The following is a 23,239-nucleotide window of genomic DNA, read 5'->3' on the forward strand; positions in this document are numbered from 1 at the left end:
CCAGATGGCCATGCCGCTCCGCCAGTCCATCAAGGTCGCGACGTATCTCTTCGAACAGAAGCTCCGCAAGCGTGAGAAGTTCCCGCTGATCGTCGAGCTGGAGCCGTTGTTCGCCTGCAACCTCGCCTGTGAGGGCTGCGGCAAGATCCAGCACCCGGCCGGTGTCCTGAAGCAGCGTATGCCGGTCGCGCAGGCGGTGGGCGCGGTGCTGGAGTCCGGTGCCCCCATGGTCTCCATCGCCGGTGGCGAGCCGCTGATGCATCCGCAGATCGACGAGATCGTGCGCCAGCTCGTCGCGAAGAAGAAATACGTCTTCCTCTGCACCAACGCGATGCTCATGCGCAAGAAACTGGACAAGTTCACCCCCTCGCCCTACTTCGCCTTCGCCGTGCACATCGACGGACTGAGGGAGCGGCACGACGAGTCGGTCGCCAAGGAAGGCGTCTTCGACGAGGCGGTGGCGGCGATGAAGGAGGCCAAGCGGCGCGGCTTCCGGGTGACGACCAACTCCACCTTCTTCAACACCGACACCCCGCAGACCATCATCGAGGTCCTCAACTACCTCAACGACGACCTCAAGGTCGACGAGATGATGATCTCGCCCGCCTACGCCTACGAGAAGGCGCCCGACCAGGAGCACTTCCTCGGCGTCGACCAGACCCGCGAACTCTTCAAGAAGGCGTTCGCGGGCGGCAACCGGGCCCGCTGGCGGCTCAACCACTCGCCGCTCTTCCTGGACTTCCTGGAGGGCAAGGCGGACTTCCCGTGCACCGCGTGGGCCATCCCCAACTACTCGCTCTTCGGCTGGCAGCGCCCCTGCTACCTGATGAGCGACGGTTACGTACCGACGTACCGTCAGCTCATCGAGGAGACCGACTGGAGCAAGTACGGCCGGGGCAAGGACCCCCGCTGCGCCAACTGCATGGCGCACTGCGGCTACGAGCCCACCGCCGTCCTCGCGACCATGGGGTCGCTCAAGGAGTCGCTGCGCGCGGCACGGGAGAGCGTGGGCGGCAACCGGTGACGGACGGCGGGCCGGGCGGCTTCGACCTGGGACGGCTCCTGGCGGAGCGCGGGGCCGAGCGGTACGAGCTGCATGCGCGCCATCTCAACCACCAGCTGCCGCGCATGCTGCACACCATCGGCTTCGACAAGGTCTACGAGCGGGCCGAGGGCGCGTACTTCTGGGACGCCGAGGGCAACGACTACCTGGACATGCTCGCCGGGTTCGGCGTGATGGGCCTCGGCCGGCACCACCCGGTCGTCCGCAAGGCCCTGCACGACGTGCTCGACGCCCGGCTCGCCGACCTCACCCGCTTCGACTGCCAGCCGCTGCCCGGGCTGCTCGCGGAGAAGCTGCTCGGCCACAGCCCGCACCTGGACCGCGTCTTCTTCGGGAACAGCGGTACGGAAGCGGTCGAGACGGCGCTGAAGTTCGCCCGCTACGCCACCGGGAAGCCCCGCGTCCTCTACTGCGACCACGCCTTCCACGGGCTGACCACCGGCTCCCTCTCCGTCAACGGCGAGAGGGGCTTCCGGGACGGCTTCGCCCCGCTGCTGCCCGACACCCCGATCGCGCTCGGCGACCTGGACGCGCTGCGCCGGGAGCTGAAGCGCGGGGACGTGGCCGCCCTGGTCGTCGAACCCGTCCAGGGCAAGGGCGTGCACGCCGCGCCGCCCGGCTTCCTGTACGAGGCGCAGGAGCTGCTGCACCGGCACAAGGCGCTGCTGATCGCGGACGAGGTGCAGACGGGGCTGGGCCGGACCGGTGACTTCTACGCCTACCAGCACGAGGAGGGCGTGGAACCGGATCTGGTGTGCGTCGCCAAGGCGCTCTCCGGCGGCTATGTCCCGGTCGGCGCCACGCTCGGCAAGGACTGGATCTTCCGCAAGGTCTACTCCTCGATGGACCGGGTCCTCGTCCACTCCGCGAGCTTCGGCTCCAACGCCCAGGCCATGGCGGCGGGGCTCGCGGTGCTCACGGTGATGGAGGACGAGGAGATCGTCGCGGGCGCCCGGCGGACCGGCGATCTGCTGCGGGAGCGGCTGACGGCCCTGGTGGACCGCTACGAGCTGCTGCACGAGGTGCGCGGGCGCGGGCTGATGATCGGCATCGAGTTCGGGCGGCCCTCCTCGCTCAAGCTCCGCAGCCGCTGGACCATGCTCCAGGCGGCCCGCAAGGGACTCTTCGCCCAGATGGTCGTGGTGCCGCTGCTCCAGAAGCACCGCATCCTCACCCAGGTCTCCGGCGACCACCTGGAAGTGATCAAGCTGATCCCGCCGCTGATCATCGGGGAGGCGGAGGTGGACCGCTTCGTGACGGCGTTCACGGAGGTCATGGACGACGCGCACAGCGGCGGCGGGCTGATGTGGGACTTCGGCCGGACCCTGGTGAAGCAGGCGGTGGCCAACCGCTGATGTCAGGGGTGTCGGGGGCATCGGGGATGCCGGGGCATCGGGCGGGGAATTTGCCTCCTGGGCAATTTATTTGCCCGGGAGGAAAGTTCCTGGCCCAATAGAGGCATGAACCCTCCGGACGAAGGGGCGGCCGACGAGCTCCCCGGCGTCGCACCCCGACTGCGCGACCTGCGTCGCGGACGCGGTCTCACCCTGGAGACCGCCGCCCAGCGGGCCGGACTCTCCCCGGCCCACCTCTCCCGGCTGGAGACCGGCCGCCGCCAGCCCTCGCTGCCCATGCTGCTGGGCCTCGCCCGTATCTACGGTACGACGGTCTCCGAGCTGCTCGGCGAGAAACCGCCCGAGCGGGACGCGATCGTCCGGGGCGGCGCCTTCGAGGGGGCCGAGGCCGACGGCTGGATGTACCGCCGGGCCGGTGGCTCCGGCCGCGCCATGCAGGCGCTGCGGGTCCGTGTCCCGTACGGCGCCCAGGGCGATCTGGTCCGGGTGCACCCCGGTGAGGAGTGGCTGTACGTCCTCGGCGGGCGGCTGCGGGTCGCGCTGGGGGAGACCGTGCACGATCTGGACCCGGGCGACAGTGCCCACTTCGACTCGCTCACCCCGCACCGGATCGCGGCCCTGGACCGGGGCGGGGCGGAGCTGCTCTTCGTCCACTCCCTGCTCCAGAGCCCGGCGGCCGAGCTCTGCCTCGGCAACGCGCTGCACACGCGCTGACCCCCGCGTCCCACCGGATACTCCGTACCCACCGGCCGCGAGGCCGGCAGAGAGGACCGTCATGTCCGATTCCGAGCACTATGACCCGCTGAGCCCGAGGCGCCCCAAGCCCGCCGCGGACGCACAGGAGCGCCGGATGCCGCGCGGCCTCGTGATCCGGCTCTTCGCCTACCTGGTGGTCGGCCATGTGATCGCGGCCTTCCTCTACCTGCTCTTCGTGGTGGCGGGCGCGGAGTGAACCCGTAAGGGCTGTCCCGCCGGCCGGCCGTGGGCCGCTCAGCCCTGGTCGAGCAGTCGCTCGCGCAGCCGCTCCCGGGTCTCGGGGGAGACGTTCAGTCCCTCCGTCAGATAGCGCTCCGTCGTGCCCCAGGTCTCGTCGATGGCCGCGAACGCCGCCGCGAGGTACTCGGGCTGCGCCCCGAAGAGCGGGTTCAGGAGCTCCAGCACCTCGGGCGACATCCCGACCTCGGACATGTCCGTGCGCTTCACCTTGTACCGGCGGTGCGGATCGTTGGACTTGAGGTAGTCCGCCTCGATCGCCTCGCGCTCGACGCCGACCGCGAGCAGTGAGACCGCGATCGACAGACCCGCCCGGTCCTTGCCCGCCGCGCAGTGCATCAGGGCGGGCACGCTGTCCTCCGCCAGCGCGTGCAGGACGCGGCTGTGCTCGGCGGTGCGGTCCACGATGGTCGCGCGGTACATGTGGAGCATCCGCTCGGTGGCCTTGCCGTTCGCCAGGACCGAGCGCAGCTGCTCGATGTTCCCGTCGCGCACCAGCCGCCAGAACTCGGCGCCGTCGGCCGGGTCGGAGAGCGGAATGCTGACATTGCGGACACCGGCCAGCTCGATGTCGTACCCGTCGAGCCGGTGGTCGGCGGAGTTGCGGAAGTCGAAGACGGTGTGCAGCCCGAGCCCGCCGAGGAAGAGCGCGTCCTCGGCGGTGGCGTGCGCCAGGTGACCGCTGCGGTAGAGCCGGCCGAAGGCGGTGCGCCGGCCGTCCGTGGTGGGGAGGCCGCCCACATCGCGGAAGTTGCGGACTCCGGTCAGTGCGGTCTCGGTCGGCGGGACCTGCGGCACCTGCTGCGTCACGGTAGCTCCTGGAATGTCTGGAATCGGCGCTGCTCTCCGGCGAGGGCGCTCCCGTGACGATACGACATCGATTCACCGGAAAATCGGCAGCCTGCTGACAGGATGTCAGGGGCGGCGCCGACGGCATGTCCGTATTGGTGCATTTCGCAGAACATGCCCCGCTAATGGGGGAGATGGGATTCCGTGGGTGAGCGGGATCATATCCGTGACGGACCGTGGCGGGCGAGGCCCGGAGGTTTCCCGGTATCCGTACGGAAAGCCAAGATCCGTAATCCACGGAGGGTGACGGGAAATCCGGAGCGGAATTGAACCGGTGATTCCGGCAGGCAACCGACGGCTTGTTCCCGTCGTCCTCACTCGTTTACGGTCACCGTCAATCCGGACGGACCGCCTAATCCTGCCGCCGCCCGGAATTCGCACCCACCCACTCACGTGTGGCAGGAGCGGGGGAACCAGGTAAGCCGCCGGCCCGGAGCGATCCGGACCGGCTAGGGGTGAAGTCGCCATGCGGCGGCCGGGCATCTCCAGCTCGAACCCGACAGCTCACCTCGCAGGCGCCGGAGAGGAACTTCCCCATGCCCGCAAAGGGTAAGCACCGTCGTACCAAGTCCGGCCCGATCCACCGCGGCGTCCTCGCCGCGGGCACCGGCGGCGCCGTACTCGCCCTCCCGCTGATCGGCGCCACCGGCGCGCACGCCGCGGAGAAGGCCGCCCCCGCCGTCAAGCCCGCCGCCGCCACGGCCGCCGCCGCGCAGAGCGCACCGCAGGCCGCGCCCGCCACGGCGAAGACCGCCCCGAAGACGTACTCCGTCGTCTCCGGCGACCACCTCTCGAAGATCGCCGCCGAGCAGCAGGTCAAGGGCGGCTGGCAGAAGCTGTACCAGGACAACCGGTCGACCGTCGGCGAGAACCCCAGCCTGATCTTCCCGGGCATGAAGCTCACCCTCGGTGCCAAGGCGTCCGGCTCCGCCACGCCTTCGCAGACCCAGAAGTCCGCTCCGGCCCCCGAGGCCGCCGCTCCGAAGGCCGCGCCGAAGAAGGCGCAGCCCGCCCCCGAGGCCGCGCCGAAGCAGGCCCCGAAGGCCGCCCCGAAGGCGGACGTCATCTCGGCCGACGAGTCCGACGCCGCCGCGCAGTCCGGCACCTCCCCGCAGACCGGCTCCGCCGAGTCCACCGGTTCCGGCTGGACCGCCCCGCTGGCCAACGCCCAGGTCACCACCCAGTACCGCGCCTCCGGCTCCAGCTGGTCCAGCGGCTACCACACCGGCTCCGACTTCCGGGCCGCCTCCGGCACCCCGATCCGCGCCATCGGCCCGGGCACCGTGGTCTCGGCCGGCTGGAGCGGTTCGTACGGCAACGAGGTCGTCATCAAGCACGAGGACGGCATGTACTCCCAGTACGCCCACCAGTCCTCGCTGAGCGTCTCCGCAGGCCAGACCGTCACCGGCGGCCAGCAGATCGGCCTCTCCGGCTCCACCGGCAACTCCACCGGCCCGCACCTCCACTTCGAGGTCCGCACCGGCCCGGGCTACGGCTCCGACGTCGACCCGGTCGCCTACCTGCGGCAGCACGGCGTCTCCCTCTGACCCGGGGACGGCCGTCACGGACCGCATGAAGTGACCGGGACGGCATGAAGTGATCGAGGGGCGGTGCGCAGCGGCGCACCGCCCCTCCACTTATTCCGGCTTTACCCAAATCTGACCGGGTGGTCTATCTCACCACCCGTCAACCCCGTATTACGGTCGCGTAGGTCACATTGAACGGTGCAGGATATGACCTTGTGGCAGACGATTCGAGAACCCAGCAGCAGAACATCATCGGGTCGTACGCGGCGATCGGGGACAGCTTTACCGAAGGCGTCGGAGATCCCGGCCCCGACGGCACCTTCGTCGGCTGGGCGGACCGCTTCGCGGTTCTCCTCGCCGACCGGCTTCCGGACCCCGACGCGGCGACGACCCCGGACGGAACCCGGCACGGGAATTTCCGTTACGCCAATCTCGCCGTACGCGGACGCCTCCTCGACCAGATCGTCGAGGAGCAGATTCCCCGCGCCAAGGAACTGGCCCCCGACCTGGTCAGCTTCTGCGCGGGCGGCAACGACATCATCCGGCCCGGCGCCGACCCCGACGATCTGGCCGAGCGCTACGAGAAGGCCGTCGCGGAGCTGACCGAGGCGGTCGGCACCGTCATGGTCACCACCGGGTTCGACACCCGGGGCGTTCCGGTGCTGCGCCACATGCGCGGCAGGATCGCCACGTACAACGTCCATCTGAGGGCCATCGCCGACCGCTACCACTGCCCCGTGCTCGACCTGTGGTCGCTGCGCTCGGTCCAGGACCGGCGCGCGTGGGACGCCGACCGGCTCCACCTGTCGCCCGAGGGCCACACCCGCGTCGCGCTGCGCGCCGCCCAGGTCCTCGGCCACGACGTCCCGGCCGACCCGGACCAGCCCTGGCCGCCGCAGGCCCAGCGCACCCCCTTTGACGAGCGGCGCGACAACATCCAGTGGGCGCGGGAGTACCTCGTGCCGTGGATCGGGCGGCGGCTGCGCGGCGAATCGTCGGGCGACCACGTCGAGGCGAAGCGGCCGGACCTGCTGCCGCTGTAGACCTCAGGGGCCGAGCAGGGGGAGCGTCCGCCGGGACGGGCCCGGCACCGCGGGCCCGTCCGGCGCCGGGCCCGCGGTGCCGGGCACCGCCGGTATCCGCTCCAGGACGCCGCCCGCGAACACGTCGTACAGCGGCAGCGTCTCCAGGTGCACATAGCCGATGTGGCAGTCGCAGACGGCGAGCGGACAGGCCCGCGGGCGAAGCGCCCGGCGGTAGCTGCCGTCGTACAGGTTGCCCAGCTCGGCCTTGACGAAGTGGCAGCGTCGCACCGTCCCCTCGCCGTCCACCGAGATCACCGACTCGCCCGTCCGGCAGGGCAGCCCCGCCGAGCGGTGCGGATGCCTGCTGTACGGGAAGAGCGGGTCCAGCTCGGTCCACCGCTCCGCCTCCTCGTCGGTGTACGTCCGCCCCTCGGCGGCGTTCACCCAGAGGTAGACCTCGGCGGGCAGCGCGGCCCGCAGCCGCCTGGCCTCTTCGAGGTGGGCCTCGAACCCCACCACGCCCACGCTGAACCGGATGCCCCGGGCCGACAGCTCACGGCACTTGCCGAGAAACCGCTCGTACGGGGTCTGCCCCGGGTGGTACGTGCACCAGAGCGCGATCCGCTCCGGATCGGCGTCCGCGAGCCAGGCGGTGCGGCCGCTCAGATTGGTCTGGATGGCCACCCGGCCGATGTGCGGGAGATGCGACAGCTCGGTCAGCGCCCGCCGGTACCAGGACCGCACCAGACCCTCGCCCCACGGGGTGAACAGCACGGAGAGCCGGTCGCCGGTCTGCGCCGCCGCCCACCCCGTGAACCGCTCCAGCGCCTCCCGGTCGGAGGTCAACTGCGCCCGGCTGTCCCGCCGTTTGGCGAACGGGCAGTACGGACAGTCGTAGTCGCACGAGGCCAGCGGGCCCCGGTAGAGGATCGTCAGGTCCACGGCCCGCTCACTTCCGCTCGTACGCGGCCATCGCCGCCCGCACTCCGGGCGAGAACAGCGCGGGCCCCAGCGCGTCCGAGTGCGCCAGGCCCAGCGGCGAGAGCCGCAGCACCCCGTCCGGGGCACGGGTGTCCAGCCAGCCCCGGGCCGCGAACTCCGCCAGCTCGGCGGGGAAGTCCGCCCACGGGTCCGTACCGAAGCGGGCGCGGTAGTCGGCCACGGGGAGACCGGCCGCCTGGAGGACGGACTGAAGGAGGTGGCGCCTGCGGGCCTCGGCCGCGTCGACGTACCGCCCGACCTCGGCCCGGGAGAAGTCCTCGGTGGCGGTGAAGGAGTCGATGATGGAGCGGATCTCCCGCATGTCCACCGCGTAGTCGAAGGAGTAGTGCAGGGCGGAGGTGTAGGAGCGGGCCCCGCAGCCGAGTCCGATCATGCCGTCGGTCTGGCAGGCGTAGTCCTCGGGGCCCTCCTGGGGTGCGTCGGCCCGGCGGAACATCCGCATCGACACCTGCTCGTAGCCGTGCGCCAGCAGATGGTCGCGGCCCACCGCGTAGAGCCGCAGCCGCTGCGCGTCCCAGGCCGCCTGCTCCAGGGCCTCCGCCTCCGGGCCGGTCACGCCCGCCGCGCCCAGCCGGTGCAGACCGGTCAGCGGGCGGACATACAGCGGGTAGAGATACAGCTCCTCGGGCTCCCAGGCCAGCGCGGCGTCCAGCGAGGTGAGCCAGGTGCGCTCGGTCTGGCCGTCGATGCCGTAGATCAGGTCGATGTTCAGCACGGGTATCCGGACGTCCCTGATCCGGCCGAGGGCGCCCTCCACCTCGGCCCGGCGCTGCGGGCGGACGGCCGCCCTCGCCTCGGCGTCCACGAAGCTCTGCACCCCGATGCTGATCCGGGTCGTGCCCCGGTCGGCCAGCACCGCCAGCCGGTCGGCGGTCGCGGTGGACGGCGAGGTCTCCACCGACAGCGGCACCGCGAGCAGGTCGGCGCCCATCCGCTTCTCCGCCATGTCGCAGAGCCGCTCCAGCTCGCCCGCCGTCAGGAAGGTCGGCGTCCCGCCGCCGAAGGCCGCCGCCGCGAACCGCACCGGCTCGTCGTCGCCGAGCGCGTCCCGTACGGCCACGGCCTGCCGGTCCAGGGCGTCGAGATAGCGGGTCGTCAGCTCCTCGGGCGCGCCGATCCGGGTGAACAGGTTGCAGAAGCCGCAGCGGACCTCGCAGAACGGTATGTGGAGGTAGAGGGAGAGGGCGTCCTTGCGTTCCCCCGCCCACAGCTCGCGCAGCACGGGCCGGTCCGGCAGGGGGCGGTAGGCCGTCTTGTGCGGATAGGCGTAGACGTAACTCTCGTACGGCCGGACGGCGGGCGGTGCGGAGGCGTCGGCGGTGGTGGCCGACGCGGTGGTGGCGGTGGTCATCGGGCGGCCCCCGGTTCGTGCGGTGCGGGTGGTTCCAGGAAGAAGTGGGCGTACGGGACGGTCCAGACGGCCTCGTGGCCGAGCCGGTGACCGGTGTAGCCGTCGTCGCCGTACGTGGTGCCGTGGTCGGAGCAGACGATGGCGAAACACCGGCGGCGGCTGCTCGCGGCGGCGAAGAGGCGGCCGATGTGCCGGTCGACATACTCCAGAGCGGCCGCGTGCGTGGCCCGGGAGTCGCCCGCCTCGCGGGTCGCGCCCGGGGTGTGGAACCAGTTCGGCTGGTGCAGCGCGGACACGTTGACGAAGAGGAACAGCCGCTGCTCGTGCGGAAGCCCGGCGACGATCTCCTCGGCCCGGGTCACCTGCGCCTCGAACGAGGTCGGCGACGCGACGCCGAACTCCGGCTCCCAGTGGCTCTCCTGGAACATCCCGGGCAGCACCGACCCCAGGGCACCCTGCCGGTTGAAGAACCCGACGCCACCGACGCACACCGTGCGGTACCCCTCGGCGGCGAGCCCCGACACCAGGTCCGGGGTGTCGAAGACGAATGTGCCGTCCGCCGTCGTCTCGCTGCCCGCGAACCGCGCCGCGAACAGCCTCGGATGCGGGCCGGGGGCGGCGGGCGTCGGCAGGAACCCGGCGAACATCGCCTGGTGCGAGGCATAGGTGAAGCTGCCCGGCGCGTGCCGCTTCTCCCACACGCCGCCGGGCAGACGGGCGGCCAGATGGGGGATGCGCCCGGCGGCGGCCAGCTCCGCGGCGACATCGTGGCGCAGGGTGTCCAGGGTGACCAGCAGCAGGTCATGGCTGCCCACGACCTCAGCCATGTCGGGCTCGGTCATATCGGGGCGTGCGGGGTCAGGGAGACGTGACGGCATGGTCGTTCCTCGTTCGGTCCAGTACGGCGGCGACCTGCGCCGCATAGGTGTCCAGCCCCTCGGCGCCGCTGCCCGGCAGACCGGTCAGCCCGGGAAGCAGATCACCGAAGGCGTTGACCTCGCCGACGGCGAACCGCCGCCAGCCGGCCGCGGGCAGCAGATCGACGCCCACGCACAGCGTCCCCGGGAAGCAGGCGGCGGCCCGCTCGCACACTGCCAGCGCCTCGCGCCAGGAGCCGCCCACCGCCGCCACGGCGGCCCGGACCTCGTCCAGATCGCCGCGCGCGCCCCCGAGATGCAGGTTGGTCATGGGGGAGCGGCTCGTCCGGACGACGGCGTGGGTCGCCCGGCCGCCGACCACCACGATCCGCAGATCGGCGGCCCGCCCCCGCTGGGACGCCTTCGGCAGCCAGCGCTCGATGTGCAGCCCGTCCGGGGCGAGCGCGTCCACGACGGCGCCCACCTCCCGCTCCGTGCTGTACCGGCGGACCCGGAGCGAGTTGAACAGCCGCCCCTCGGCGTCCCGTTCCACCGAGGTGATCGCCCGGACCCGGCCGGGACCCGCCGTCTCCACCGCCAGCACCCCCGAGGCGGAGGAGCCGTGGGCGATCTTCACGAACGCCCGGGGCATCCGGTGCTCCCGCATCAGCGCCCGTACGTCGGACCAGCCCCGCACCTCCGGAGCGCGCGGCCCGGAGGTGGGCGAGGCGGGCACCGCGACCCCCGCCGACTCCAGAAGGGCGTGGCAGAGCCGCTTGTCGAAGAGCGTGGCCAGGTCACCGGGGGAGGCGAGCAGCTCGGCACCGGCCGCCGAGGCCGCCCGCGCCACCTCGCCCACCGCCGCGAGGAACCCGGCATACCACCGCGCCGACCCCTCCACCCGGGTCGGGTCGTCGACCCCGCGCAGCAGCCGCTCCACCTCCGCGTCCTCGCCGGGCGAGTCGATCCGCACGGTCTCGCCCGCCCCGAACACCGCCTCGCCGCCCAGCACCTGGAGCCAGGACACCACCCGGGGCGGCTCCAGCCCGGCGGCGCGCACGGCCTCCCGGAAGAAGGCGACCCGGCGGTTCTCCGGATTGCCCACGATGGTGAAGCGCGGGGCCGCCGTGCTCCCGGGGCCGCTTGCCCCGGGGCTACTTGCCCCGAGGCCGCTCGTCCCGGTGCCGCCGGTCCCGGGCCCGTCCGTCCCGAGGCCATGTGTCCTGGGGCTACTCGCTGACGGCGACATAGCGCTCCGGTTCCTCGTCGTCGCCCTCGTCCCGGTAGTCGTCCTCGGCCTCGCCTGCCTCGACCACGGCCGGGGCGCACGCCGCCCTGATCCGGTCGAGCACCGGGTCGGTCAGGTAGTGGTGGCGCAGGTCGAGCGTGGTGAGGTGGTTCAGCGGCTGCCCGTTCAGCAGCGCTTCGCCGCCCGTGTCGCTGAGGGTGCCCATGGACAGCGCGAGGGTCTCCAGCTGGGCGACCACGGGCGCGGACGCCACGGCGGCGGCGATCTCGTCCTGGAGCTCGCTGTTCTGGAGGCCCAGATGGCGCAGCCGGGGGAACGTGCCGCCCGACAGGACCGGTCCGATGTCCTCGACCGTGGCGTCCGCTCCGTACCAGGAGCTGCCGAACCACAGGTCCAGCCGCTCCAGCGCGGGCAGTTCGCTCGCGGCGACGGCCCGCACCAGATCGCCGGGCAGCCCGCCGGACTCGAAGCGCAGCGTCTTCAGCGCCGTATGACGGATCGGCCGCAGCGCCAGGTCCTCGTCGCCACAGCCGCGTACAGCCAACTCCTCCAGCAGCGGCAGTGCTTCGAGCACCGGGGTGATGTCGCACATGGGCAGCCACGACACCTCGCACTCCTGGCCCACCACATCGGCGAGGAAGAGCCCCCGCAGGGCGGGGAAGCGGTCCGCGTGGGCGACGATCAGATCCCGCACCGGGGCGAACGGGGTGTACTCCGCATGCCACCAGGGGCCGATGAGAAGCGCCCGGACCCGTGTGGTGTCCACGGTCTCCAGGAACTGCTCCCACAGGAAGGCGAAATCCGTCTCCTCCCCGTAGACGCACTCCAGCCGCCAGGCCACCGCGTCGACGGCGGGCAGGGGCACGGACGGCGCCGGAGCGTGGACCGGCAGGCCGTGGAAGTGCTCAGGATGATCAATACCGATGTACGTCATGACGCCTCACTCCGACACGGCGGTGTAGCGGCCCTCGACGCCGCGTCCGCCCCATGGCTCGTTCCGCTGGGACAGGTCCACGCACACCCCGTCGGGCTCCAGGGCCGAGCGGACCCGCTGCTCCATCGCCTGGGTGAGGAAGTGGTGGTGGAGGTCGAGCAGCTCCAGATGGGTGAGCGGCTGCCCTTCGAGGAGTGCCGCCGCACCTTCGTCGCCCAGCGTCCCGTTCGACAGGTCGAGCGTCCTGAGCCGCGCCACGACCGGCGCCGAGGCGAGAGCCGCCGCGATCTCGTTCGCCACCTCGCTGTTGCGCAGGCCCAGGTGGTGCAGGCGGGGGAACCGCGTGCCCGAGAGCAGCGGTGCGAGGTCCGCCACCTCGGTGTCGCCCTCGTAGGCCGACACACCGAGCCAGAGGTCCAGCCGCTCCAGCGCGGGCAGTTCGCTGTCCAGCACCCCCCGGACCACCTGGACGGGCAGACCGCCCGCCTGGACGGTCAGCGCCCGCAGCCGCTCGTGCTTCACCGGCGGGAAGACCAGACCGGTGCCGCCCCGCGCCCCGAGCTCGGTCAGCGCGGGGAAGGCGGCCAGCAGCGCCGTGACATCGGACTGCTGAATCCAGGTGATCTCGGCCTGCTCCGACTCCAGATCCCCGACGAACACCGCCTCCAGCGAGGTCAGCCGGTCGGCGGCGTCGATCACCAGGTTGACCGGGACCGAGGAGTCCTCCTCGTACGCCTCGCCCCACTGGCCGATGATCAGGGCCCTGACCTCGGCAACGTCGACCGCGTCCAGGAAATCGGCGAACTCCTCCGCCCAGGGCCGGTCCCGGCCCTCGTCGCCGTACGGATCGACGGAGACGCGCCAGGCCACGGCCCCGGCGGCGGGCCGGGCGGCCGGATCGTCCGTGTGCTGGAAGTCGACGGCCGGAAGGCCGCCGAACTCGTGCAGATGCTGCGCACCGTACATGGCCCTGAGCTCCTGATCCTGGGGACGCTGATGTCCGCAAGGTTTATCAAGCCGCACTGACAACGCCACGACCGGGACCGGCTCGGGACCGGCTCGGCACCCGCTCCGGCCTCGCCCCGGACCCGCTTCCGAGCCCTTGCGACCGTCCGTTGTCAGACCCTGCCCGTAGCGTTTTTCCCGTGGACGGCACAGCGGGTGCCGTGACCGAGGGGAGACGTCTGTGTACCGGCAGGGCGATGTACTGATCATGGCGCTGGAGGAGTCGGCGGTGCCCGCCCCCTTCCTGAAGGCCCCGGACGAACTGCGCGACGGGCGGGGGCGGCTGGTGCTCGCACTGGGGGAGGTCACCGGGCACGCGCACGCCGTGCAGGGCCCCGGCCGGCTGATCCGCGAGGCGGGTCCCTTCGGACCGATGCTGCTCCATCTCCCGGAGGGCGGGCGGGTGGTGCACGAGGAGCACGCCACGATCCCGCTGCCGCAGGGCTGGTTCAGGGTGGTGCGCCAGCGGGAGTACGCGCCCGGCGCGATCCGCATCGTCGCGGACTGACCTCGCCCGGAGCCACCGGTACAGCACGTACGGACACCGACATCAGACCGAGCATGACAGGGGACGGGGACAACCGATGCAGCACGTGAATTCCTGGCGGGACGTGGCGGCGGCGACCGGCGCGGCGGACCGGGCCGCCGCCGAGGAGGGTGTGCGGCACGCCTACCGCACCGCCGGACTGGCCGAGCCCGGGCAGATCGTCTGGGCGCAGTCGCCCCGGGCGGCCGTCGGGATCGTGGAGAAGCTGGCCGACGCCGGACGGTCGGTGCGCGAGGAGGTCCGCACCCGGCCGTGGGCCGAGGAGCGCCGCCGGATGTACGACGAGCTGGGTCCGGCGGGCTGGTCGGCCCTCTGGTCCGCCACCGGCGCGCAGCTCTGGGAGACCACGGCCGCGCTCGCCGAGCGCATACGGTCGGGGGTCGTCGCCGACCTGGCACCGAGGCCCGAGGATGAGGGAGCCGTGCGCCTGGTGCTGCTCGACGCGGTGCTCGGCCAGCACGACGCCGCCTGGCTCGCCGCCTTCGACGGCCGCGGCGACCGGCTCACCGGCCTGGCCGAGGTCGCCCGGAACGCCGGCTGGTGGTGGCCGTACGAGAACGCCGTGGTGATCAGCGAGCGGCCCCAGGTCCTGCACCGCGACGAGGCGGGGCGGCTCGACCACGGGGAGGGGCCGGCGCTCGCCTACGGGGACGGGTTCGCCCTGTACGCGTGGCGTGGCATGCCGGTGCCCGCCGCGTTCCTGGAGGAGCTGGCGTCCCTGACCCCGCACCGCATCCGGGAGGAGGAGAACGCGGAGCTGCGCCGCGTGATGCTGGAGTACTACGGCTACGACCGCTACCTCACGGAGTCGGGGGCCCGGCCCGTCCACCGCGACGAGACGGGCATCCTCTGGCGCATCGCACTCGACGGGGACGAGGACGTGGTGATGGTCGAGGTGGTCAACTCCACCCCGGAACCGGACGGCACCCACCGCACGTACTGGCTGCGCGTACCGCCCGCGACACGGACCGCCAAGGAGGGGGTGGCCTGGACGTTCGGCCTGGAGGGTGCCGCCTACGCCCCGGTGCGCCAGACCTGAGCCGTGAGCCGTCAGTGGCCAGCTGCTGTGGCCAGCCGTGAGTCGCCGACCGTCAGCCGTCAGCCGTGAGCCGTGAGCCGTCAGCCGTCAGCCGTCGGATGGCCGGTCCGTCGGCCGGTCGGCCGACCGCGGTCGCTCAGCCGGTCACTGCGGCGTGGTCGATGCCCAGCTCATGGGCGAGCGCCTCGTCGGTCCAGCGCAGCATCGTGGCCCGGGAGAGCGGACCCGCGTACGAGGTCATCTGGACGGCCAGACCGTCCAGCAGGGCGGTCAGCCGCCAGGCCGCCGCCACCGGGTCCTCGCACCGGAACTCACCGGCCGCGGCGCCCTCCTCGATGACCTCGGCCAGCGCCGCCTTCCACCGCTGGTCGAGGTCGCCCGCGACCTCGCGCAGGGCGGGCTCCCGCAGGGCCGCCGCCCACCCCTCGATCCACAGCCGCCACCCCTTGGCCTGCCCGGTGGGCGCGTACCACCGCACCGCTGCCCGCAGCCGCCGTACGGCGGTGGTGCGACGGGCCAGCAGCTTGCGGAGATGGGCGAGATCGGCCTCGGCCGCGTAGGCGAAGGCCGCCGCCACCAGCCTCTCCTTGGTCGAGAAGTGGTAGAGGACCAGCGCATTGCTCACGCCCAGCGCGGACGCCACATCGGCGATCCGCACGGCGGAGGCCCCGCGGATCTCGATCTGCTCGACCGTCGCCCGCACGAGCTCCTCACGCCGTTCCGCCACGTTCAACCGGACTCTTGCCACGCGACCACCCTAGTCAATGCTCCGGTAACTCCCGGTCACACCCGGTCACCGGATTCCCCGCCGTCACCTGCATGACGCGATGGGGGTTCCCGGATGTGACACCCCCCGAGGAGCAGGCCGGGCCGGAATCCTCGGGGCGGCAAGCACGTTGGACCCTGCATGACGTCATTCGAACCGGCACAGGAAGCACTCCTCCGCCTTTTGGGCGAGCACGACGGGGGAGTGCTCGTCACCCAGAAGCGGGACGGGCGGCCCCAGCTGTCCAACGTCAACCACGCCTACTACCCCGATGAGCAGGTGATCCGGGTATCGATCACCGAGGGCCGGGCGAAGACCCGCAACCTGCGGCGCGACCCCCGCGCGAGCTACCACGTCACCAGCGACGACCGCTGGGCCTGGACCGTCGTGGACGGCACCGCCGAACTGACCCCGCCCGCCGCCGGACCGGAGGACGCCACGGTGGAGGCCCTGATCACGCTTTACTACGACGTGAAGGGGGAGGAGCACCCGGACTGGGCGGACTACCGGCGGGCCATGGTGGAGGACCGCAGGGTCGTGCTCACGCTGCACATCGAGCACGTCTACGGGCAGCCGCGTGGCTGACGCGTCCCACCGGACCCGTCCGGCCCACCGGGCCCGCTGCCCCGTTCACCGCGATCCCCTCGCCCTGTCGGACAGTCCGACGATAATGGGACGACACCGACTCCCCCAGGAGATGTTGTGACCGGCGCCGACTACTTCCTCCCCTTCCGTACGAAACTGCGTTCGATGCGCACCGAGTCCTTCGGGGCCGATCCGGCCGGAGCGCGGATGCAGCGCATTCTGGGCTCGCCGAACTTCGCCGACGGCGTCTTCCAGAACCCGCTGGGCGCCCGGACCAGGCCGTCCGGCTCCACGCTGGAGTTCGCCAAGATCTACTTCCAGAAGGAGCAGCGGGTCCGCAGGGCGCCGGCGGGCGCCGTCCCGGTGCACGCCACCACCCTCGCCGATCTGGCCGCACCGCCCGCCACCGGGCTGCGGCTCACCTGGATGGGGCACTCCAGCGTCCTCGCCGAGATCGACGGCCGCCGGGTCCTGTTCGACCCGGTCTGGGGCGACCGGTGCTCCCCGTTCCCGTTCGCCGGACCCAAGCGCCTGCACCCGGTGCCGGTGCCGCTGGCCACGCTCGGCTCCGTCGACGTGGTGGTGATCTCCCACGACCACTACGACCACCTCGACCTGCCGACGATCCGCGCGCTGGCGGGCACGGACACCGTCTTCGCCGTGCCGCTCGGGGTCGGCGCCCATCTGGAGCGCTGGGGAGTGGCCCCCGACCGGCTGCGCGAGCTCGACTGGAACGAGACCGCGAAGGTCAACGGGATCAGCCTCACCGCTACCCCCGCGCGCCACTTCTGCGGCCGGGGCCTGCGCAACAACCAGCACACCCTGTGGGCCTCCTGGGCCGTCACCGGCCCGGAGCACCGAATTTTCCACAGCGGTGATACGGGCTACTTCCCCGGTTTCCGGGACATCGGCGCCGAGCACGGCCCCTTCGACGCCACGATGATCCAGATCGGCGCCTACTCGGAGTACTGGCCGGACATCCACATGACCCCCGCCGAGGGGATGCGTGCCCATCTGGACCTCCAGGGCGGACGCCCGCACGGAGTGATGCTGCCGATCCACTGGGGCACCTTCAACCTGGCCCCGCACGCGTGGGCCGAGCCGGGGGAGTGGACGAAGGACGCCGCCGAGGAGGCCGAGCAGGCGGCGGCGTTCCCCCGGCCGGGCGAACCCTTCGAGCCTGCCGGAACGCTCCCGGTGGAGCCCTGGTGGCGGGCCGTCTCCGCACCGATGGCGGCCCCCCGGTGGCGTACGGCGGCACCGGAGACGGTCCCGGGCGGCGCACCGGTCGTACGGCGGGATCTCGATGTGGCGGGCGAGCGCTGACGGACGGGGGGAACGGGGTCGGCGGCGGGAGAGCCGCAGCCGGGGAGCGATGCTCGTGGCACCGCTCCCCGGCTCCGGTAAGGCTCTGACCTGACCTGACCTGACCTGACCTGACCTGAACCGATCCGACCTGAACCGGTCAGGTTCGGCGTCCTGGGCCGATCGGCAGGGGCCTCTAGCCGCTCTCCGTCGGTGCGGGCTTGCGGGCCGGTTCGCGTTCGTCGGTCAGTGCGGGCGGCATCGGTGAGGGCCCGCCCGACGGGGTGCAGGTCTCCTTGCCCTTGATCACACCGCAGGCCCGTGCGGAGGCCGGATAGGGCGCCTCGATCATGGGGGAGTAAGTGTCGTTCTCGTACGTCACCGAGCGCTCGTTGCTGACCCCCCGGGAGCTCTCCACCCGTGCCGTGTCATCGACATGGGCATCGGTGATCCGGGCCCAGGCGGCCCGGCAGCGCGGGCTGTAGCGCAGCTCGATGTAGGTGCGGCCCGACCAGGTCGCGGCGGACGTCCAGGCCCCGATGTGGCACCCCATCCGCTGCGAGTCCTTGTCGCGGCATTCGAACTCCAGGCAGAGGGGGTCGCCCTGGGCCTTCTCCCGGTTCTGGCCCTCGGCGTTGTCGCCGCCGAATATCCAGCCCCCGATCAGGATTCCGGCCACCAGCGCCGTGCAGGCGGAAGCCGCGGAGACGAGCGTCATTCTCGTCCGGGACGGCTGGGGCGCGCTGTCCGGAGCCCCCGTTCCCACCGGAGCGCCGGGCGGTGTCCCCGTAACCCCTCCCGGTGCGTCACCGTCCCCCGGGATCAACGGACTTGTCGGCCTGGTCGGCCTGGTCGGCGGGGCGAGCTCTCCGGTGGTCTCCCCGGCACCGGTCGCCGTATCACCTGATGCCTGAACCTCCGGCCTCTGAGCCCCCGGCCTCTGAGCCCCCGGCCTCTGGACGTCCGGTCCCTGAACGTCCGGCCCCGGGCCCTCGTGCCCCCGGCCGTCGTGCGGCAAGGCTCCACCGGGCGCGGGCGGTTCACGGTGGAGCAGGGTGTTCCGGAAGCTGGGTCTCCGGCCGTCCTGCTCCTGCTCGCGCAGGCTCAGGAGCGGGGCCGCCGGGACACCGACGGCCGCCGCGAACTCGTTGACCGCCGTTCTCGGCGGCAGGGCCTTCCCGTTGAGGTAGCGCTCCCAGGAGGACCGGCTGTAGGAGGTGCGCTTGGCCAGTGCACTGAGCGTCAGGCCGCGCCGCGTACGCAGTAAACGCAACTGAGCTGCCAGGGAACCGCGGTTACCATGCAATTCATCCATATCATGTCGGTCTGTCATGAATTGGGCTTCCTTGCGCTCAGAACTGTGCAGGGCGAAGCCCCATTCTGTCCCGGAGTGCCTCACGTCCTGCAACAGGCGGCGGTGTGGAGCCGGACACGAGCGGGCCGGCACCCCGGGTACGGGGGTGCCGGCCCGCGAGGCCGTGCGGTGGCGCGGTCCTCTCCTGCCGGAGGGGCCGTCTCCCGGTCAGACGGCCGGGGCCGGGTACGTCGGGTACTCCACGCCGGAGACGTGCTGGACGACCCGGATGACCTGGCACGAGTAGCCGAACTCGTTGTCGTACCAGAGGTAGAGGATCGCGTTGTCACCGTCGACCTTGGTGGCGCCCGCGTCGACGATCGAGGCGTGGCGCGAGCCGATGAAGTCGCTGGAGACCGCGTCGGGGGCGCTGATGAAGTCGATCTGGCGCTTGAGCGGCGAGGCCAGCGAGACGTTGCGGAGGTAGTCGAGGACCTCCTCGCGGGTGGCCTCACGGCCCAGGCGCAGGCTCAGGATCGCGATCGAGACGTCGGGCACCGGGACGCGGATGGAGCTGCCGGTGATCGGCGCGTCCAGGTCGGGCAGCGCCTTGGCCACGGCCGACGCGGCACCGGTCTCGGTGATGACCATGTTGAGCGCCGCCGAGCGCCCGCGCCGGTCGGAGCTGTGGTAGTTGTCCAGCAGGTTCTGGTCGTTGGTGTACGAGTGGACGGTCTCCACGTGGCCGCGCAGCACGCCGTACTCGTCCGCCATCGCCTTGAGCGGCGGGACGATCGCGTTGGTGGTGCAGGACGCGCAGGACAGGATCTGCTCGTCGTCCTTGATCGTGTCGTGGTTGACCCCGTGGACGATGTTGGGGACGTCGCCCTTGCCCGGAGCGGTCAGGACCACCTTGGCGATGCCGGGGCGCAGGTGGTTCGAGAGCCCCTCGCGGTCGCGCCACCTGCCGGTGTTGTCGATCAGGATCGCGTCCTTGATCCCGTACTCGGTGTAGTCGACCGACGTCGGGTCGTCCGAGTAGATCACCTTGATCTCGTTGCCGTTGGCGATGATCTTGCTGTTCGCCTCGTCGACGGTGATCGTGCCCGAGAACTGGCCGTGGATCGAGTCGCGCCGCAGCAGTGAGGCGCGCTTGACGATGTCCTGGCCGGAGCCCTTGCGTACGACGATGGCGCGCAGCCGCAGTCCGTTGCCGGAACCGGCCTTCTCGATGAGGAGCCGGGCGATGAGGCGGCCGATGCGGCCGAAGCCGTAGAGCACGACGTCCCGGGAGTCGCGGCGCTCGATCTTGTTGGCGCCGGTCGCCCCGGCGACGGCCTCGGCGGTGAACTCCTCGACCGACAGGCCGCGGTCGTCGGCCCGGTAGGTCGCGGCCAGCATGCCTATGTCGATCTGGGAGGGGCCGAGATCCAGCGTCGTCAGTGCCCTGAGGAACGGCATCGTCTCGGTGACGGACAGCTCCTCACCGGCGATCTGCCGGGCGAAGCGGTGGGTCTTGAGGATGCTGACCACCGACTTGTTCACCAGGGAGCGGCTGTGCAGCAGGACATTCACGTCCTGCTCACGGTGCAGCTTCCCGATGATCGGGATCATCGACTCCGCGATCTCCTCGCGGTGCATCCAGTTGGTGAACGAGTCGTCATTGACAGTCACGTGTTTATCTTTCGAGCTAGGCGGCGCTCATATGGTAGCCGTACCGGTCTGCTCATCGTTCAGGTGGTCCCGCCCCCGGAGGTCGGCGACGGTTCACCTCGGTGTCAATGCGGCGTAATCGGGCGCCCGTGCGAGAGGTCATACCAGAGCGGGACGGATGGCGGGCAAGTTCCGCAACTGCCCGTCGCGCACAGGTTATTCGCGACTACCGTGTGTGCCCGGTGATCAACGCGGGGCTCCCAGACCGACAGGAACGCCGATTCCTGGTGCCCCCTGTACTGAGGACGCTGATGTCTCAACTTCGCGCACCCGCCGCGCGACCGGACCGTCGCGAGGGCGGGCGGCACGGCCGCCCCGGCGCGCGTGCCCACTCGGCCACGAGCAGGCCGCGCGCCGACCGGTCCTCCCCCGAGGCCCGCATGCGCCCCCAGCTGTTGCGCACCGCCCTGCTCCCCACCGTCGCCGCCCTGCTCAGCGGTGCGGCGGCCGTCATCTTCACGATCCGCGACGGCGCCGTCGACCCGTCGCCGAGCCTCTGGGCCGCGCTCGGCGGATCGGCCGCCCTGGCCGTCGCCGCCGTCGCCGCCGCCTACCTCGGCGCCCACCGCGTGGCCGGTGGCGTCCTCGACCGGGCGCTGACGCTCCGCCGTGCCAGCGCCCAGGGCCAGGCCGAGCTCCAGCGGGTGGTGGAACAGCTCCGCGCCGGAGAGCCCGTCGGCCCCCGTCGGCCCCCGCCGCCACCCTCCTCCGACGGCGACGCCTTCGACCTGCTCGCCCAGGAGATGGGGCGGGCCCAGGACGCCGCGGTGAGCGCCGTCGTCCAGGCATCGCAGCTCTTCAGCTCCGCGGGCAACGAACAGAAGGTCGAGGTCTTCGTCAACCTCGCGCGGCGCCTCCAGTCCCTTGTCCACCGCGAGATCCAGATCCTCGACGAGCTGGAGCACGAGGTCGAGGACCCCGATCTGCTCAAGGGCCTCTTCCACGTCGACCACCTGGCCACCCGCATCCGCCGCCACGCGGAGAATCTCGCCGTCCTCGGCGGGGCCGTCTCCCGGCGCCAGTGGAGCAACCCGGTCACCATGACCGAGGTGCTCCGCTCGGCCATCGCGGAGGTCGAGCAGTACCCCCGGGTCAAGCTCGTCCCGCCGATGGACGGCACCCTGCGCGGCCATGCCGTCGCCGACGTGATCCACCTGCTGGCCGAACTGGTCGAGAACGCCACGGTGTTCTCCGCCCCGCACACCCAGGTCCTGCTGCGCGTCCAGCGCGTCACCGCCGGTATCGCGCTGGAGGTGGAGGACCGGGGCCTCGGGATGCCGGACCACGAGCAGAACCGGATGAACGCCCTCCTCTCCGACCCCGACCGGGTCAACGTCGCCCATCTGCTTCAGGACGGCCGGATCGGCCTGTTCGTCGTCTCGGCCCTGGCCCGCCGCCACGGCATCGCGGTCCGCCTCCAGAGCAACATCTACGGCGGTACGCAGGCGGTGCTCGTCCTGCCGCAGAACCTCCTCGGGGCCGATCCCGACACCGCCGCCGCGCCCGGCGCCGCCCCCGTACCGCCGCCCGGAGCCGTGCACCGGCCGCCCGCCCAGGACGGGCCGTCCGCACCTCCGGCGCCCGTACCGGCGGGCCGTACGCCGGCGGTCCACGCGGCCCCCGCCGGGCACCCGCGCGACGCCCAGGCGCCCGGCTCGCACGCACACGCCGCGCCGGAGAGCCGCCCGCCGCAGCCCCGCGGCGAGGCGCCGCCGCTGCCCCTGCGCGCCGAGCGGGCCGACCGCCCCGCGCCCGCCGCATCCGCCCCGGACCGCCCGGCGCCCGCCGGGTCCGCTCCCGACCGGCCCGTACCGGCCGCGCCCGCCCCGTCCGCCCCCGGCAGCTCCGTACCGGCCGCGTCCGCCCCCGAGCGGCCCGTGCCGGCCGCCTTCACCCCGGAGCGGGTCGACCGGCCCGGCCCGCCCGCCGCCCGGCCCGAGCTGCCCAAGCGGGCCAATCAGGAACACCTCGTTCCGCAACTGCGGGAGGCACCCGCGCCCCGGGTCGAGGACGAGCACGCCCTGCACGACCCGGGCCTCATGGCCGCCTTCCGGCGCGGTGTCGACCTCGCCGAGGCCCAGAACGCCCAGGAGGAGGAGGCGAACGCCGGATACGGCGATCCCGGCGGTACGCCCACCGCGCTCGACGCCCCCCTGGAGACCCTCGCGCCCCTCCCCGTACGTGGAGCCGCCGCCCAGGCCGGAGCGCCCGCGCACCCCGGCCACCAGCAGACCGCCCACCCGCAGTCCGTCCGCCCGGCCGGGGCGTTCGCGGCCGACCCCTTCCTGCCGGGCCACGCCGTGCCGGAACCCCGTAAAGACACGACCTTCAAGGAGTAGACACGATGGCGAGCGACATGGCGTCCGGTCAGGTCTCGGACCTGGACTGGCTGCTGAGCGGACTGGTCCAGCGCGTGCCCTACACGCGCAGCGCGGTACTGCTCTCGGCCGACGGGCTGGTGAAATCCGTCCACGGCATGGACCCGGACAGCGCCGACCACATGGCCGCCCTGGCCGCCGGGCTCTACTCCCTCGGCCGCAGCGCCGGGGCCCGCTTCGGTGACAACGGCGACGTCCGGCAGGTGGTCGTCGAGCTCGACTCCACCCTCCTGTTCGTCTCCACCGCGGGCTCCGGCACCTGTCTGGCCGTCCTGGCCGGACGCGAGGCGGACGCGGCGGTGCTCGGCTACGAGATGGCGATGCTGGTCAAGAGCGTCCGGCCCTATCTGATGACCCCGCTGCGGCAGCCGGCCGGGGCCCCGTTCACCCCGGGGCTGTGAGG

General features: G+C 72.1%; 21 protein-coding genes. 11 read left to right on the plus strand and 10 right to left on the minus strand.

Features of this window, described 5'->3' with window-relative positions; all coding sequences use genetic code 11:
- Window positions 1-4 precede the first annotated feature (4 nt).
- The 3 genes from B7C62_32720 to B7C62_32730 all read left to right on the plus strand — a co-directional run bounded on the left by B7C62_32720 (window position 5) and on the right by B7C62_32730 (window position 3,132).
- A complete protein-coding gene (locus B7C62_32720) occupies window positions 5-1,024 on the plus strand; it encodes a hopanoid biosynthesis associated radical SAM protein HpnH (GenBank protein ID ARF76522.1) in 1,020 nt (339 codons plus the stop codon).
- Entirely contained in the window at window positions 1,021-2,418 is a 1,398-nt protein-coding gene (locus B7C62_32725; protein ARF76523.1) for an aspartate aminotransferase family protein, read from the plus strand. The genes B7C62_32720 and B7C62_32725 overlap by 4 nt, the downstream gene beginning before the upstream one ends.
- Window positions 2,419-2,523: 105 nt before the next feature.
- Complete coding sequence (locus B7C62_32730; GenBank protein ID ARF76524.1) at window positions 2,524-3,132, plus strand: XRE family transcriptional regulator; 609 nt, start codon at window positions 2,524-2,526, stop codon at window positions 3,130-3,132.
- Between the two features lie 276 nt (window positions 3,133-3,408).
- Here B7C62_32730 and B7C62_32735 read toward each other — a convergent pair whose 3' ends face one another.
- On the minus strand, window positions 3,409-4,221 hold the full coding sequence (locus tag B7C62_32735; GenBank protein ARF76525.1) for a protein tyrosine phosphatase: 813 nt from the start codon (window positions 4,219-4,221) through the stop codon (window positions 3,409-3,411).
- 575 nt (window positions 4,222-4,796) lie between these two features.
- On the opposite strand from B7C62_32735, the gene B7C62_32740 reads away from it, so the two are divergent.
- Window positions 4,797-5,807 (plus strand): peptidase, encoded by a 1,011-nt coding sequence (locus tag B7C62_32740; protein ID ARF76526.1) that lies wholly within the window; start codon window positions 4,797-4,799, stop codon window positions 5,805-5,807.
- Window positions 5,808-6,001: 194 nt separating this feature from the next.
- On the plus strand, window positions 6,002-6,829 hold the full coding sequence (locus tag B7C62_32745; GenBank protein ARF76527.1) for an SGNH hydrolase: 828 nt from the start codon (window positions 6,002-6,004) through the stop codon (window positions 6,827-6,829).
- A 3-nt stretch (window positions 6,830-6,832) separates the two neighbouring features.
- On the opposite strand, the gene B7C62_32750 is transcribed toward B7C62_32745, so the two are convergent.
- The 6 genes from B7C62_32750 to B7C62_32775 form a co-directional block, all read right to left on the minus strand.
- Window positions 6,833-7,753, minus strand: coding sequence for a radical SAM protein (locus tag B7C62_32750; protein ID ARF76528.1), 921 nt, complete (start codon window positions 7,751-7,753; stop codon window positions 6,833-6,835).
- Between the two features lie 7 nt (window positions 7,754-7,760).
- Window positions 7,761-9,164 carry a coproporphyrinogen III oxidase gene (locus tag B7C62_32755; protein ARF76529.1) on the minus strand — a complete coding sequence of 468 codons (1,404 nt, stop codon included), beginning with the start codon at window positions 9,162-9,164 and terminating at the stop codon, window positions 7,761-7,763.
- Window positions 9,161-9,991, minus strand: coding sequence for a metalloenzyme domain-containing protein (locus tag B7C62_32760; GenBank protein ARF77479.1), 831 nt, complete (start codon window positions 9,989-9,991; stop codon window positions 9,161-9,163). Before B7C62_32760 ends, B7C62_32755 begins: the two co-directional genes overlap by 4 nt.
- Before the next feature lie 31 nt (window positions 9,992-10,022).
- Entirely contained in the window at window positions 10,023-11,129 is a 1,107-nt protein-coding gene (locus B7C62_32765) for a hypothetical protein (protein ID ARF77480.1), read from the minus strand.
- A 121-nt stretch (window positions 11,130-11,250) separates the two neighbouring features.
- Complete coding sequence (locus B7C62_32770; GenBank protein ID ARF76530.1) at window positions 11,251-12,204, minus strand: cytoplasmic protein; 954 nt, start codon at window positions 12,202-12,204, stop codon at window positions 11,251-11,253.
- Between the two features lie 6 nt (window positions 12,205-12,210).
- Window positions 12,211-13,170 (minus strand): cytoplasmic protein, encoded by a 960-nt coding sequence (locus B7C62_32775; protein ARF76531.1) that lies wholly within the window; start codon window positions 13,168-13,170, stop codon window positions 12,211-12,213.
- 220 nt (window positions 13,171-13,390) lie between these two features.
- Between B7C62_32775 and B7C62_32780 the strand changes: the two genes are divergently transcribed.
- Together B7C62_32780 and B7C62_32785 are read left to right on the plus strand one after the other, a co-directional pair.
- Complete coding sequence (locus B7C62_32780; GenBank protein ARF76532.1) at window positions 13,391-13,717, plus strand: hypothetical protein; 327 nt, start codon at window positions 13,391-13,393, stop codon at window positions 13,715-13,717.
- A gap of 76 nt (window positions 13,718-13,793) precedes the next feature.
- Window positions 13,794-14,795 carry a hypothetical protein gene (locus tag B7C62_32785; protein ARF76533.1) on the plus strand — a complete coding sequence of 334 codons (1,002 nt, stop codon included), beginning with the start codon at window positions 13,794-13,796 and terminating at the stop codon, window positions 14,793-14,795.
- A 136-nt stretch (window positions 14,796-14,931) separates the two neighbouring features.
- Here the strand turns inward: B7C62_32785 and B7C62_32790 are convergent, their stop codons facing one another.
- Window positions 14,932-15,543, minus strand: a complete 612-nt coding sequence (locus B7C62_32790; GenBank protein ID ARF76534.1) for a TetR family transcriptional regulator — start codon at window positions 15,541-15,543, stop codon at window positions 14,932-14,934.
- 159 nt (window positions 15,544-15,702) lie between these two features.
- Here B7C62_32790 and B7C62_32795 point away from each other — a divergent pair, with 159 nt between their 5' ends.
- Both B7C62_32795 and B7C62_32800 read left to right on the plus strand, forming a co-directional pair.
- Window positions 15,703-16,146 (plus strand): PPOX class F420-dependent enzyme, encoded by a 444-nt coding sequence (locus B7C62_32795; GenBank protein ID ARF76535.1) that lies wholly within the window; start codon window positions 15,703-15,705, stop codon window positions 16,144-16,146.
- Between the two features lie 117 nt (window positions 16,147-16,263).
- Entirely contained in the window at window positions 16,264-17,472 is a 1,209-nt protein-coding gene (locus tag B7C62_32800; GenBank protein ID ARF76536.1) for an MBL fold metallo-hydrolase, read from the plus strand.
- A gap of 175 nt (window positions 17,473-17,647) precedes the next feature.
- Here B7C62_32800 and B7C62_32805 read toward each other — a convergent pair whose 3' ends face one another.
- Together B7C62_32805 and B7C62_32810 are read right to left on the minus strand one after the other, a co-directional pair.
- Entirely contained in the window at window positions 17,648-18,784 is a 1,137-nt protein-coding gene (locus B7C62_32805) for a hypothetical protein (protein ARF76537.1), read from the minus strand.
- Between the two features lie 189 nt (window positions 18,785-18,973).
- Window positions 18,974-20,419 (minus strand): glyceraldehyde-3-phosphate dehydrogenase, encoded by a 1,446-nt coding sequence (locus tag B7C62_32810; GenBank protein ID ARF76538.1) that lies wholly within the window; start codon window positions 20,417-20,419, stop codon window positions 18,974-18,976.
- Window positions 20,420-20,709: 290 nt separating this feature from the next.
- Here B7C62_32810 and B7C62_32815 point away from each other — a divergent pair, with 290 nt between their 5' ends.
- Together B7C62_32815 and B7C62_32820 are read left to right on the plus strand one after the other, a co-directional pair.
- Window positions 20,710-22,797, plus strand: coding sequence for an ATP-binding protein (locus B7C62_32815; GenBank protein ARF76539.1), 2,088 nt, complete (start codon window positions 20,710-20,712; stop codon window positions 22,795-22,797).
- Between the two features lie 5 nt (window positions 22,798-22,802).
- Window positions 22,803-23,237 carry a dynein regulation protein LC7 gene (locus B7C62_32820; GenBank protein ID ARF76540.1) on the plus strand — a complete coding sequence of 145 codons (435 nt, stop codon included), beginning with the start codon at window positions 22,803-22,805 and terminating at the stop codon, window positions 23,235-23,237.
- Window positions 23,238-23,239 lie beyond the last annotated feature (2 nt).

This window comes from Kitasatospora albolonga, assembly GCA_002082585.1.
Lineage (GTDB): Bacteria > Actinomycetota > Actinomycetes > Streptomycetales > Streptomycetaceae > Streptomyces > Streptomyces stephensoniae.